This is a genomic window from Pseudomonas putida, from assembly GCF_028682175.1.
Classification (GTDB): Bacteria; Pseudomonadota; Gammaproteobacteria; order Pseudomonadales; family Pseudomonadaceae; genus Aquipseudomonas; species Aquipseudomonas putida_AD.
Map to the genome: position 1 here is coordinate 64,999 of NZ_JANHKS010000018.1, position 13,664 is coordinate 78,662.

General features: G+C 63.3%; 12 protein-coding genes. 11 read left to right on the forward strand and 1 reads right to left on the reverse strand.

The genetic code is table 11. The features are described 5' to 3' along the window. Window positions 1-22: 22 nt before the first annotated feature. The 4 genes from NPS29_RS14750 (at window position 23) to NPS29_RS14765 (ending at window position 3,725) form a co-directional block, all read left to right on the forward strand. Window positions 23-1,069: an ABC transporter substrate-binding protein gene (locus tag NPS29_RS14750; RefSeq protein WP_274133468.1), complete on the forward strand. Its 1,047-nt coding sequence runs from the start codon at window positions 23-25 to the stop codon at window positions 1,067-1,069. Window positions 1,070-1,211: 142 nt separating this feature from the next. Continuing rightward, complete coding sequence (locus NPS29_RS14755) at window positions 1,212-2,087, forward strand: ABC transporter ATP-binding protein (RefSeq protein ID WP_274133469.1); 876 nt, start codon at window positions 1,212-1,214, stop codon at window positions 2,085-2,087. Window positions 2,088-2,089: 2 nt separating this feature from the next. Continuing rightward, window positions 2,090-2,869, forward strand: a complete 780-nt coding sequence (locus NPS29_RS14760; protein ID WP_274133470.1) for an ABC transporter permease — start codon at window positions 2,090-2,092, stop codon at window positions 2,867-2,869. Continuing rightward, complete coding sequence (locus NPS29_RS14765) at window positions 2,859-3,725, forward strand: substrate-binding periplasmic protein (RefSeq protein WP_274133471.1); 867 nt, start codon at window positions 2,859-2,861, stop codon at window positions 3,723-3,725. Before NPS29_RS14760 ends, NPS29_RS14765 begins: the two co-directional genes overlap by 11 nt. Before the next feature lie 15 nt (window positions 3,726-3,740). Here the strand turns inward: NPS29_RS14765 and msrA are convergent, their stop codons facing one another. Then, window positions 3,741-4,247, reverse strand: a complete 507-nt coding sequence (gene msrA, locus NPS29_RS14770; RefSeq protein ID WP_274133472.1) for a peptide-methionine (S)-S-oxide reductase MsrA — start codon at window positions 4,245-4,247, stop codon at window positions 3,741-3,743. A 202-nt stretch (window positions 4,248-4,449) separates the two neighbouring features. Between msrA and uvsE the strand changes: the two genes are divergently transcribed. From uvsE to pcaH, 7 genes are all read left to right on the forward strand, one after another. Next, window positions 4,450-5,475 carry a UV DNA damage repair endonuclease UvsE gene (gene uvsE, locus NPS29_RS14775; RefSeq protein ID WP_274133473.1) on the forward strand — a complete coding sequence of 342 codons (1,026 nt, stop codon included), beginning with the start codon at window positions 4,450-4,452 and terminating at the stop codon, window positions 5,473-5,475. 231 nt (window positions 5,476-5,706) lie between these two features. Further along, the gene (locus NPS29_RS14780) at window positions 5,707-6,831 is read left to right on the forward strand and encodes a GGDEF domain-containing protein (protein ID WP_274133474.1); all 1,125 of its coding nucleotides are present in this window, start codon (window positions 5,707-5,709) and stop codon (window positions 6,829-6,831) included. A gap of 119 nt (window positions 6,832-6,950) precedes the next feature. Then, on the forward strand, window positions 6,951-8,576 hold the full coding sequence (locus tag NPS29_RS14785; protein WP_274133475.1) for an NADP-dependent glyceraldehyde-3-phosphate dehydrogenase: 1,626 nt from the start codon (window positions 6,951-6,953) through the stop codon (window positions 8,574-8,576). 139 nt (window positions 8,577-8,715) lie between these two features. Beyond that, on the forward strand, window positions 8,716-9,339 hold the full coding sequence (locus tag NPS29_RS14790) for a biliverdin-producing heme oxygenase (protein ID WP_274133476.1): 624 nt from the start codon (window positions 8,716-8,718) through the stop codon (window positions 9,337-9,339). Next, on the forward strand, window positions 9,336-11,540 hold the full coding sequence (locus tag NPS29_RS14795) for an ATP-binding protein (RefSeq protein WP_274133477.1): 2,205 nt from the start codon (window positions 9,336-9,338) through the stop codon (window positions 11,538-11,540). Before NPS29_RS14790 ends, NPS29_RS14795 begins: the two co-directional genes overlap by 4 nt. Window positions 11,541-11,880: 340 nt before the next feature. After that, window positions 11,881-12,810, forward strand: a complete 930-nt coding sequence (gene pcaQ / locus NPS29_RS14800; protein WP_274133478.1) for a pca operon transcription factor PcaQ — start codon at window positions 11,881-11,883, stop codon at window positions 12,808-12,810. Between the two features lie 126 nt (window positions 12,811-12,936). Next, a complete protein-coding gene (gene pcaH, locus NPS29_RS14805; protein ID WP_274133479.1) occupies window positions 12,937-13,656 on the forward strand; it encodes a protocatechuate 3,4-dioxygenase subunit beta in 720 nt (239 codons plus the stop codon). Window positions 13,657-13,664: the final 8 nt, after the last annotated feature.

The window sequence follows — 13,664 nt, forward strand, 5'->3', positions numbered from 1 at the left end:
CACTCATTCAGGAAGCTTCAACATGCAAGAACACAACAGCCGCAGGACGTTCATCAAGCAAGTCGCGCTGCTGGGCGCGGCGGGGGCGGCAGGGTTGCTGCTGCCGGGCTGCGACAAGTCCGAGAAGACCGCAAGCGCTGCGCCGGCCATCATCAAGAAGCGCTCCGATCAGGTGGTCAGCTTCAAATACCCGGACAACCCCTCGTTCGACCTGGTCTACCTGGCCGACTCGCTGGGTTACTTCGAAGGCACCCGCACCCGTCCCAACTACATTGGCAAGATTGCCGCGCCGCAGATCATCCCGCTGGTCGGCACCGGCGAGATCGATTTCGGGTCGCGCATGGTGCCTTTGGTGATTTCGGCGATTGCCAGCGGCCTGGACCTCAAGGTGGTCGCCGCAGGCGGCAAGACCCTGCAGGAAGCGCCGCACATGAAGTACTTCGTGCGCGCCGATTCGGGGATCTTCACGCCCAAGGACATGGAAGGCAAAACCGTGGGCTTCAACAGCTTCGGTGCCTGCGCCGAGTTCGTGACCAAGAAGTACCTGCGCGAGCATCAGGTGGACGTCGACAAGATCAACTGGGTGGTGGTGCCGGACAACCAGGGCGAGCAGACGCTGGTCACGCGCAACATCGACATCGCGATCATCCATCCGCCGGCCTCCGGTGGCGCCGAACACAACCCCGAACTGCGCAAGCTGTGGAGTGACTACGACCTGGACAAGGGCCTGGGCGGCATGGCGCCGTACAGCGGCTACGGCAAGTTCATCCGGGAAAACCCCGAAGCCACCGAGGATTTCGTCAGCGCCATCGCCAAGGCCGCGAACTGGGTCAACGCCAACCCCGACGAGGCGCGCAAGATCGTGTCCCAGCGCATCGGTACACCGCTGGAACTGGTGGAACGCTACGCCTACATCGACGACCTGGTCGTCACCGAGCCACCGATTCAGTACTACATCGACATCCTGCAGAACGAGAAAAAGATCAAGCCCGGCGCGGTGGCAGTGAAGGATGTGTACACCAACCAGTTCAATGTGTTGGCCAAGGCAGGCAACACTCAGTCCTCGTAGCCGCGCGGCTTGCCGGCGGGAGCGGTGTGTCAGGCGCGTCATCTTTACCTGACCCACCACGCCCGCCGGCAAGCCGTGCTGCTACGGGACGGGTGGAACGCCGATGGGGCGTCATACATTCAATGATTAATCTGGATACGCAATGGCAGTGCATAAAATTTCAACATCCGGCCTGCACATGGAATATCAGGCTCAGGACGAGGCGGGCAACAGCGAGCGGGTCGAGGTGCTCAAGGATTTTGACCTCGATGTGCGCGAAGGCGAGTTTCTGTCGATCCTCGGCCCGTCGGGCTGCGGCAAGTCCACTTACCTGAACATCCTCGCCGGCCTTGCGCGCAAGAGCGGCGGCACGCTGAACATCGACGGCAAACCGTTGCAAGGCATCAACCGCAATCAGGGCGTGGTGTTTCAGGGCTATGCCTTGCTGCCCTGGCGCACAGTGCTGGACAACATCGCCGTGGGCCTGGAAATCCGTGGCGTCGGCAAGGCCGAACGGCGTGAGCAGGCGCGCGAATACCTGGACCTGGTGGGCCTGACCGGCTTCGCCTCGCGTTATCCCCATGAACTCTCCGGCGGCATGCGCCAGCGCGTGGCGATTGCCCGCTCGCTGGTCTACAAGCCCGATGTGCTGCTGATGGACGAACCCTTCGCCGCGCTGGACGCCCAGACCCGCGAAACCCTGCAGGACGAACTGCTGCGCATCTGGAGCCTGCACAAGAAGACCATCGTGTTCATCACCCACAGCCTGGACGAAGCGATTTTCCTGTCCGACCGGGTGGCGGTCATGACCCCGCGCCCCGGTCGCATCAAGGAAATCATCGACATCGACCTGCCGCGCCCACGCTTGCCCGAGGTGCGCAACAGCCACGATTTCGTCCATCTGCGCCAGCGCGCCTGGCTGTCGCTGCGTGAAGCCATGGGCGGTGCGCCAGCCAGCGATCTTGAACTGCCCGGCAAACCTCGCGATTTCAGCTGGCAACAGATCGCTCTGAGCAGCGGCTACCGGATCGGAGTGTAGGCATGAGCATCAAGAGAACCTTGCGCCGGACGGCGGACAGCTCCATCGGCATCCTGATCTTTCTCGCGCTGTGGGAGGCCTTGCCGCGCCTCGGCGTGGTCAATCCCGGGTACCTGAGCCCGCCCTCCGAAGTGCTCGCGGCGATCTTCGACATGGCGGGCAACGGCGCGCTCATCAAGCACCTGCAGGCCAGCCTGGTGCGCTCGTTGGCGGGCCTTGTGCTGGCGATCGTCACCGGTATCACGCTGGGCCTGCTGATGGGCTGGTTTGCGCGCCTTGAGCGCATCCTCGACCCGCTGTTGCAGTTCTTCCGCCAGACCTCGGCGCTGGCACTGTTCCCGGTATTCATCTTGTTTCTGGGGATCGGCGAGCTGTCCAAGGTGGCGATCATCTTCTGGGCGTCGTTCTGGCCGATCCTGCTCAGTACCATCACCGGGGTGAAACAGGTGGACAGTCTGCTGATCAACTCGGCGCTGTCGATGGGTGCCAACCGGCGGTTCCTGTTCCTGAAGATCGTGTTGCCGTCGGCGGCGCCGTCGATTTTCACCGGGGTGCGGCTGGCCGGTGCGTATTGCATCACGGCCCTGGTGGCCGCCGAAATGATCGGTGCCCATTCGGGGCTGGGCTTCCTGACGCTCAATTCCCAAGAAGTGTTCCAGATCCCGAGCATGTACGCCGGAATCCTGCTGCTGGCGGTGGTAGGCCTGCTGCTGAATTTCCTGCTGGCCTTGCTGGAGCGGCGGTTTACCCGCTGGCGGCGCGGCATGAAACATGCCGGTTAACACGGAGCGAGCCTTGAGTGGCGGCTGGATCAGTTACAGCCTCGCTGTGCTGATCGGTGGCGCGGCGGTGTGCGCGGTGTGGCTGCTGCCGCTGCTCGATGCGGCTGAACAGGCACCCGGGCCGCTGCTGGAAAGGGCAAAAGAGCAGCATGTGCTGCGCATTGGTGTGCGCAGCTACCCAAGGCCTACCTACAGCACCGAAGCGTTGGTGTCCGAGCCAGACGAGATGGACAGCGAACTGGCTCAGGCACTGGGGCGTTATCTGGGCCTGGAGGTGCAACTGGCGGCGATTCCTTCCCAGGACCTTGCAGGCTTTTTGAACAGCGGAAAAGTCGATGCGGTGATCGCCGGCAGCGCCGACGTCGCCGGCCTTGAGAAACAGCGTGCGTCGTTGCGTGCGGTGCCCGATGCCTTCGAGCACGGCGCACTGGTGAGTCTGCGCAATGCGCCGCAGTCTTCAATCGCAGGGCAGAGTGTCTGCGCGGCCTTTGGCAGTCCTTGGATCGACGCCTTGCACAAACAACACGCGCAAGTGCGGACCTACGCCTCCGGCATCCGCGCCGCGACGGCATTTCTGTCAGGAGATTGTGCGTTCCTGGCCGATGAACGAACGGTGCTGACCAGCCTTTTGCAGACCCCGGACTGGCGCTTCTATCGCTTGCTGCCGCAGACCCTTGAGGCCAGCAGCGACGCCCGTGTGTACCTCGCGCAAGCGGACTCGAAAAGCCTGCGCCTGCTACAAGCGGGCCTGCGCCACTGGCAGTCCGAAGGCGGGCAGGCGAGGGCATGGGACCTGCGCAGCAATGCGTATCTGGTGGACAGCATGAAGATCAGCGACGGACTGGTCTGCCACTGATCTTCGGTCAGCGGTTCAGGCGCGGGTCGGCAACACCCAGTTCGGCCGGATGAAGTGGCAGGTGTAGCCGTTGGGAATGCGCTCCAGATAATCCTGATGCTCGGGCTCGGCTTCCCAGAACGCGCCGGCCGGGCTGATCTCGGTGACCACCTTGCCGGGCCAGAGCCCTGAGGCGTCGACGTCTTTCACGGTTTCTTCAGCAATATGCTTTTGCTCGTCGTCGAAGTAGAAAATCGCCGAGCGATAGCTCAGGCCGATGTCGTTGCCCTGGCGATTGGCGGTGGACGGGTCGTGGATCTGGAAGAAGAATTCCAGAATCCGGCGATAGCTGATGAGGGCAGGGTCGAAGACGATCTCGATGGCTTCGGCGTGGGTGCCATGATTGCGGTAGGTGGCGTTCTCGACGTCGCCGCCCGAGTAGCCTACCCGCGTGGACAGCACGCCCGGATAGCGGCGCAGCAGGTCCTGCATGCCCCAGAAGCAGCCGCCGGCCAGCAGCGCGGTTTGTGTTTGGCTTGTCATGGTTCAGTCCTTCCAGTCGCTCGGTGAGCGTGTAGATTTCGATACGTCAGCCAGTGTGCTCGCGGCGCGCTCGCCTGCGCAAGGGTTGAAAGGGGCGAGCGTTCCCCGTAAAAGGCCTCGCTTGAAAAGCGAACCGGGTGGCCGGGTCCGCTGTCCATCCCACAGCGGGCCATTGGCCTGAACGCCCATCTGAGGAAACATCGTGAGCACCCCCCGTATCGGATTTGCCTGCATGTACCGCCATCCTGAGCGTGCGTTGTCGCTCAAGGAACTCAAGGCCCTGGAAGGCGGCTACAACCCGCGCACCACCACCCTGCGCTGGATGGACAGCGTCACGCTGCAGGTGGCCCGGGAAAAACTGCTGGAAATCGTCGAGCATAACCTGGCGGCGCAGATTCGCCTGCTGGGCTACGTGGCGCAGTTGCCGGTGGGGCGCAGGATGCTGCGGCTCTCCAGCGACCTGCTGCCGTTCTACAGCCACCCCAAGGTGCTGGAGTTCTACCGTGACCCGGCGCTGATGGTGCGTCTGGAACAGTTGTTCGCTGCAATTGGCGATACGGCGCGCCAGGCGGATATCCGGCTGTCGTTTCATCCGGGGCAGTTCTGCGTACTGGGTTCGGACCGGCCCGAGGTGGTCGAGAACAGCCTGGCCGAGTACGAATACCACGCCGACATGATCCGCATGATGGGCTACGGCAGGCAGTTTCAGGATTTCAAATGCAATGTGCACATCGCAGGCAAACTCGGCGCTGAGGGTGTGCGCAAGGTCTGGCCGCGGCTGTCCGAAGTCGCCCGCAACTGCATCACCTTTGAAAACGACGAGAAAACCTATGGCGTGGATGACTGCCTGCAATTGGCCGATCTTGCGCCGGTGGTGCTGGACATTCACCACTGCTGGATTCACGAGAGCGCCTACATCCCGCCCGACGACCCCCGTGTCGCACGGATCATCGACAGCTGGCGCGGGGTGCGGCCGGTGATGCACTACTCCCAGCCCCCGGAAAGCCTGCAGGCGCTGGGCTTCACCGCCGAACAGAAGCTTGAGATGGACGACCTGCTGAAGGTGGTCAACAAGCGCGACCTTTACCTGCACAGCGACCGAATGTGGAACGACTGGACCAACGCCTACGCACGGCAGTTTCTGGACAGGTTCGACATCATGTTCGAGGCCAAGGACAAGAACCTGGCGGTTGAAGAGTTCTATCAGCGGTTTGTGCTGCCGTCGTAGCAGTCCGGCTTGCCGGCGTCATCGACCTTGAAGCCGCCCCCGCCGGCAAGCCGTGCTGCTACGTGTGGTCGACGTGGCTCTTCGTAGCAGCCGGGCTTGCCCGCGGGGCTTTTCAGCGGTCCGAACCGCGATCCCGCGCTTTTCTCGCCAATTGCAACGATCCATGTTGAATACCGTCATGGCCGGGTGCCACAATCCGCCGGTCAGCGTGGCATGGACAGGCGGGATCCGATGCACCCCAATGAGTTTCAACTCGAACGCGATGTGCAGATCCGGGCGCAAGTGCGGACCGATCGTTTGCAGTTGCTGTTCCGGCAAACCTTTTTCTCGGTCACCGGCAGTTTCCTCGGCGCCCTGATGCTCAGTTGGCTGTGCTGGCAGCGGGTTGATCCTGTTGTGGTCATCCTCTGGCTGAGCGTGCTGGGTGCGGCGACCCTGCTGCGCATCGTGCTGTTGCTCGGCTATTTCCGAAGCTGCGCAGATACCCGGACCCCGGAACGCTGGGAGCGCAAGTACTGGCTGACCCTGGTGCTGACGGCCGCGATCTGGGGCGCAGGGGCGCTGGCGCTGATGTGCAGCGGCGATCTGCTGACCCGCACGCTTGTGCTGCTGTTCGCGGTGGGCATGTCGGTCAGCGCGGTGTCGTGCTATTCGACGTTTCGCGCCATGACCATCGCCTCCATCGGCCTTGTGTTGCTGCCCTGTACCTTCTGGCTGCTAGTCCAGCCGGACGCCACGCAGATTGGCATGGCGGTCGCCTCGCTGGTGTTCGCCTCGTTCGTCATCAGCGCAACGCGCAAACTCTCGGAGGCCATGGAAACCGCGTTCCGCCTGACCCGGGAGATGGAATACGCCCACAAACTCGCCACCCACGCCGCCCAGACCGATGAACTCACGGGGCTGAAGAACCGCCGCGCGTTCTTCCATGAGGCTGCGCTGATCTACGAACGCTGCAAGCGCAATCACCAGCCACTGGCGGTCCTGATGCTGGACATCGACCACTTCAAGCGCATCAACGATTCCTTCGGTCATCAGGCCGGGGATCAGGCGTTGCGGGAGATAGGCCGGGTGATCCGCGAGTCGACCCGCGAGGTGGATATCTGCGGCCGGCTGGGAGGCGAGGAGTTCGCCATTCTGCTCACCGACGCCTCGCTGGACATCGCCCGGCAAACCGCCGAACGCCTGCGTCAGGCGGTGACCCAGGTCAGCTGTGAACAGGTGGGCGGGATTACCGCAAGCCTCGGTGTTGCGGCCATGGGGGCCGATGACCGTAGCCTGACCGCGTTGCTCAACGAGGCGGACAAGGCGATGTTCCGCGCCAAGTCTCAGGGGCGCAATCAGACGGCAACGGCCTGAGGCGACTGCTGAATCCTTTCATGTCACCCGATCGTGACATTTGCAGTAACTCTTTTCATTCTTCCCCACCTGTGGCGTAGTGTGCTCAGCACGTTACCGATTGGAAGAGGTAAAGAGAAATGACCCTGCAAAACCGCCTGGACAACCTGTATCCCCGCGCCGATGAAATCCCCGAGCAGTTCCGTGCAGGCCCCGCCATCGAGCAGCGCGAGTACCTGGTCAATGGCGAACTGCGTCAGTGGCAAGGGCCGCTGGCGCCGGTGCTCAGCCCCGTATCGCTGAAGACCGACGCGGGCCTTGAAGGCGTCGTGCTGGGCAGTACTCCGTTGATGGACGCCGACACCGCGATGACTGCGCTGGATGCAGCGGTCAAGGCCTATGACCGGGGGCAGGGCGCCTGGCCGACGATGCGCGTGGTTGACCGCATTCGCCACGTCGAGACCTTTCTCAAGCTGATGCGCGAACAGCGCGACGCAGTCGTCACCTTGCTGATGTGGGAGATCGGCAAGAACCTCAAGGATTCGCAGAAAGAATTCGACCGTACCTGCGACTACATCGTCGACACCATCGGTGCGCTCAAGGAACTGGATCGTCGCTCCAGCCGTTTCGAACTGGAACAGGACACCCTGGGCCAGATCCGCCGAGTGCCACTGGGCGTGACCCTGTGCATGGGCCCCTACAACTACCCGCTGAACGAAACCTTCACCACGCTGATCCCGGCACTGATCATGGGCAACACCGTGGTATTCAAGCCGGCCAAGTTCGGCGTGCTGCTGATTCGCCCGCTGCTGGAAGCCTTCCGCGACAGCTTCCCGGCCGGCGTCATCAACGTGATCTACGGCAGCGGCCGCGAGACCGTCAGCGCCCTGATGGCCAGCGGCAAGATCGACGTGTTTGCCTTCATCGGTACCAACAAGGCCGCCAGTGCCCTGAAAAAGCTGCACCCCAAGCCGCATCGCTTGCGCGCCGCACTGGGCCTGGACGCGAAGAACCCGGGGATCGTGCTGCCGGATGTCAACCTGGACAACGCGGTCAGCGAAGCCATCACCGGCTCCCTGTCTTTCAACGGTCAGCGCTGCACCGCGCTGAAGATCATGTTCGTGCACGAAAACGTGGTCGGCAGTTTCCTGGAGAAATTCGAGGAAAAACTCGCCCAGCTCAAACCCGGCATGCCGTGGGAGCCGGGCGTAGCCCTGACCCCGTTGCCTGAACCAGGCAAGACCGACTACCTGCAAGGCCTGGTCGATGACGCCGTGAGCAAGGGCGCCAAGGTCGTCAACGAAGGCGGCGGCACCACCCACGGGCAGTTCTTCTATCCGGCGGTGCTGTACCCGGTGACGCCGGACATGCGCGTCTACCACGAAGAGCAGTTCGGTCCCGTGGTGCCGGTGGTGGCGTACCGTGACCTGGAAACGGTGATCGAATATGTGCTCGACTCCGACTTCGGTCAGCAACTGAGCATCTTCGGCAACGACTCCAAGCAGGTCGGGCGTCTGGTCGATGCCTTCGCCAATCAGGTGGGCCGGATCAACATCAACGCCCAGTGCCAGCGCGGCCCGGACAGCTTCCCGTTCAACGGCCGCAAGAACTCGGCCGAGGGCACGCTCTCGGTGCACGACGCCCTGCGGGTGTTTTCGATCCGCACGCTGGTGGCGACCAAGTTCCAGGAGAGCAACAAGGCGCTGGTCAGCGACATCATCCACAATCGCGAGTCGAGCTTCCTGACCACCGACTACATCTTCTGATGCCCGGGCCGCCATCCTGTGGCCCTTTGACTGACGCACGCCCCTGACATCCCTGGGGCGTGCGTGCTTTTCTTTGCCTTGAACCCACGGCTGTCTTTACACTCCAAGGATTCCCAACTTATTTCGGACGTTGCCGCGCTTGGTTGAAACCATCCCCGAGTTACAACCCCCAAGGTGCGCAAGCACTGTCCCACCGGTCCTGCAGCTGCTGCGTGCAGCGACAGCCGAGCAGCACAGGGCGCTGGAAGCCCGGCTGCCCCTGACCCACCCCGATCTCGACCTGCCGACCTACCGGCGCATCATCCAGGCCTACTACGGCTTTCATGCGCCCTTGCAGCAGCTCATCGAGGAGTTTGCAGGGCCCCACGCCGACCCCGAGCGCCACAAGATTCCCGCACTGCTCAAGGATCTGCACGCACTGGGTCTGAGCGATGCGCAGATTCAGGCCTTGCCGCTGTGCCGCGACTTGCCGCAGCTCAATGGCCCTGCGGATCTGTTCGGTATCCTGTACGTGATGGAAGGCGCAACGCTGGGTGGCCAGGTGTTGCGGCGGATCATCGCGCAGCGGCTGGGGATCGATGCCGACAGCGGCGGCGAGTTTCTCGACGTCTATGGCCGCGATACCGGTCGGCTGTGGAAGACCTTTCTGCAACGCCTGGCCGAGTTCGATCATCCTGACCATAACCCACAGGTCGCTGACGCCGCGTGCGCGACCTTCGCCTGTTTCGCCCAATGGCTGGACCGCCAGGGAGTGCTGCAATGACGATTGCCAACGAACACAAGCTGGAAGCGTTGTTGCAGACCTGCGCCGATGAGCCCATTCGCATTCCGGGTGCCATCCAGCCCCATGGCGCGTTGCTGACGGTCGATGAGTCGAGCTGGATCGTGCAGCAGGCCAGTGCCAATGCCCAGGCACTGCTGGGTGCCAATGGCGCCGCCGCAGGCCAGCCCTTGGCCCGTTGGCTGGGTGAGGAGGCGTTCGCCTGTGTGCGTCAGGCATTGGCCAGCGGCTCGCTGGAAGACCTCGACCCGCTGTCGCTGACCTTTGCCGGGCGTGCATTCGACGGCTTGCTGCATCGCCACGACGGCCTGCTGTTTCTCGAACTTGAAGCGGCCCAGGAGGCTGACGGCACTCTGGACCCGCACCTGACCCGGACCCTGCGTCGCCTGCAAACGGCCAGGTCCCTGGCCGAGTTGTATGAGATCAGCGTCAACGAAATTCGCGCGCTGACCGGTTATGACCGGGTACTGATCTACCGCTTTGAGGAAGAAGGCCACGGCCAGGTCATCGCCGAGTCCGCGACCCCTGATCTGGACGCCTATCAGGGCCTGTTTTTCCCCGCCAGCGACATTCCGCAACAGGCCCGCGAGCTGTATCGCCTGAACTGGCTGCGGATCATCCCCGACGCAACCTATGTGCCGGTGCCGATGCTGCCTGCGCTGCGCCCCGACAACGGCCAGCCGCTGGACATGAGTTTTGCCGTGCTGCGCAGCGTTTCGCCGATCCACTGCCAGTACATCCGCAACATGGGCGTGCGCTCGTCCATGAGTATTTCCCTGCTCAAGGATGACCGGCTGTGGGGCCTGATCAGTTGCGGCAATCGTCAGCCCCTGCGCGTGCCTCACCGCTTGCGCGCCGCCTGTCAGACCATCGGCCAGGTGCTGTCGATGCAGATCAGCGCGCTGGAGGAAGTGCAAGCCCAGCGCCAGCGCGAGGCCAAGGGCAGCCTGCTGAAATCTTTGGCCCAGGCGATGGGCGAGGTCGAAGGCGACGTCTATCAGGGCTTGATCGACCACGCCCAGGACCTGCTCGCCCTGGCCGACGCCGAAGGGGCGGCGGTGCTGATCGAAGACCAACTGCACCTGATCGGCCAGTGCCCGACCGCCGAGCAGGTCAAGGCGCTGGGGCAATGGGTGCAGGCGCAGCCGGGTCCGGTGATCGAAACCGCGAACCTGAGCCGTGAATTCCCTGCTGCCGCCGACTATCCGGCCATTGCCAGCGGTCTGTTGGCCTTCAGCCTGCCCAAGCCTGTCGAGAACGCGGTGATGTGGTTTCGCCCGGAAGTGAAGGGCAGCGTGAAGTGGAGCGGCAACCCCGATGCGTCAAAGCGGGTGGTCGCCAATCGCTTGCAGCCGCGTGAATCATTCGAGGCGTGGAAGCAGCAGGTCGATGCCACGGCCAAGGCCTGGAGCGTGGGCGAGGTCTACGCGGTGTCCGATCTGCGGCGCTCGGCGCTGGAGGCGGATCTGGCGCGTCAGGTGCTGCGCGAAAAAGACGCCGTGCGCGCCCGCGATGAGCTGGTGGCCGTGGTGTCCCACGACCTGCGCAGCCCGCTGACCGCCATCGTCATGCAGTGCGGCATGATGCAGCGGGTGATCGCCGCTGACGTGAGTCCGTCTTCCAAGCGTCTGAACTCGGCCATCGACACCCTGCAACGGGCGACGGCGCGCATGACCAACCTGCTGGAAGACCTGCTCGACACCTCCAAGATCGAGGCCGGACGCTATTCGATTTCGCCGCAGCCCGTGGACCTGACCCAGTTCTTCGAGGACGCCTGGTCGCTCTTGGCGCCGATGGCGGTGAACAAGTTCATTGAGCTGACTTTTACCAGCGAGCCGGGCCTCAGGATCATGGCCGACACCGAACGCATGTTTCAGGTGGTGTCGAACCTGGTGGGCAACGCCATCAAGTTCACTCCCAAGGAAGGCCGGATCAGCGTGTTGGCGACGGTGCAGGGCGAGTTCGTCGAGATCCGTATCAACGACTCCGGCGCCGGCATCGCCCCCGACCAGTTGCCCCACGTGTTCGAGCGCTACTGGCGCATCCGCGAAGGCAACCCCAGCGGCACCGGGCTTGGGCTGTACATCTCTCAGGGCATCGTCAAGGCCCACGGCGGCGAACTGGTGGCCAGCAGCGAGTTGGGCGTGGGCAGCGAATTCCGCTTTACCGTGCCAGTGGCGTAGGCTGATATCGGCATCTGGACGTGCACCGATCTCGCTTCTGGCCGTGAACGGCTCTCGGCATCTGGCCGTACACCGACCTCGCTTCTGGCCATGAACGGCTCTCGGTGTCGGGCCGTACACCGATCTCGCTTCTGGCCGCAGGCCGTAGGAGCTGGCTTGTCCTGCGATCTGCTGCGCAGCAGCAGTAAAATCAGGCACCCTGGGCGTGTCAGGCCGACCGTGCATTCAGGGTTTACTGCCGCTTCGCGGCAGATCGCAGGACAAGCCAGCTCCTACGCCCTTCGGGCAGAATCAAAAGCACCCAGTGCGGCACCCCAAGCTCATTCCAAGGCTCATCAACGTGAACATCGACACCCGCATCAAATTCCGTCACTTGCTGTGCTTTCTCGAAGTCGCACGCCAAGGCAGCCTGGCCAAGGCTTCGGACAAGCTCGCCATCAGCCAGCCAGCGCTGTCCAAGACGCTCAAGGAGCTGGAAACCCTACTGTCCGCGAGCCTGTTCGTGCGCAGCAAGAGCGGGGCGGCGTTGACCGAAGCCGGGGTGGCGTTCATGCGTTACGCCGGCCCCAGCGTGCAGGCGCTGCGTGAGGGGGTGAACAGCCTGCGTTCCGGCGAGCACGAGCCGGTGGCGGTGCGCCTGGGCGTGCTGTCCACCGTGGAAAGCCTGCTGGTGCCCGAGGTGATCCGGCGCCTGCATGAGCGGCACCCGGCGCTGGTGGTCAGCGTGGCCACCGGGCCTAGCGCCTATCTGCTGTCGCAACTGCGCCTGGGCGAACTGGATCTGGTGGTCGGGCGCATGACCGACAGCCCGCAGATCCTGGGCCTGAGTTTCGAGCACCTGTACAGCGAATCCATGACCCTGGTGGTGCGCGACGGCCATCCGCTGCTGGCCGCAAGCGAAGACCGACCCTCCCTTGAAGATTTCGCGCTGGTGCTGCCGCTGGCGGGAACCACTATCCGCAAGTTCGCCGACAGCCTGTTCGTCCAGCATGGCATCAGCCCGCCACGCCAGCGTCTGGAAACCCTGTCCCTGACCCTCAGCCGCCGTTACGTGCAATGCAGCGATGCGGTGTGGATCGCGCCTTTCGATGCGGTGCGCCAGGACCTGGCCCGCGGCGAACTGGCCGAGCTTGAATTGGGAATTCGCGAGCCCGGCGGTTCGGTGGGCCTGTGCAGCAACCCGGCCTTGCCGTTGCCCATCGCCGCGCAGTGGTGCGTCGACACCCTGAGGGAAGTGGGGCAGGCCTACCGCGAGGGGCTTTATCCATAACCATTCGGTTATGGATAGGTGCGTTTATTTCAGTTTTGCCATAGGCGATAGCGCGGGACACTGCGCCATCGCCTGCTGTTGTGCATCGCAGGCGCCAACCTCCAATAACTAAAACAGGAGACTGGCATGTCTGACGCCCACGACAGCCGCTTCGCCATTCGCGACCGCAATTGGCACCCCAAGGCCCTGACCCCTGATTACAAGACCTCGATCCTGCGTTCGCCGCGCCAGGCGCTGGTGAGCATCCCGCAATCGGTGTCCGAAACCAGCGGCCCGGATTTCACCCATCTGCAATTCGGTCGTCACGACGCTGACCTGCTGCTCAACTTCAACAACGGCGGCCTGCCGGTTGGCGAGCGCATCATCGTGGCGGGCCGGGTCATCGATCAATACGGCAAGCCGGTGCCGCACACCCTGGTCGAGATGTGGCAGGCCAACGCGGGCGGCCGCTATCGCCACAAGAAAGACGCCTACCTCGCACCGCTGGACCCCAACTTTGGCGGCGTGGGCCGCTGCCTGACCGACCGTGACGGCAACTACAGCTTCCGCACCGTCAAGCCCGGTCCGTACCCGTGGCGCAACGGCCCCAATGACTGGCGCCCGGCGCACATCCACTTTTCCATCAGTGGCCCATCGATCTCCACCAGGCTGATCACACAGCTGTATTTCGAAGGCGATCCGCTGATCCCGCTGTGCCCGATCGTCAAGTCCATCGCCAACCCGGACGCCGTGCAGAGCCTGATCGCAAAGCTGGACATGAGCATGGCCAACCCCATGGATTGCCTGGCGTACCGCTTTGACATCGTGTTGCGCGGCCAGCGCAAGACCCACTTCGAAAACGTCTGAGGAGCGAA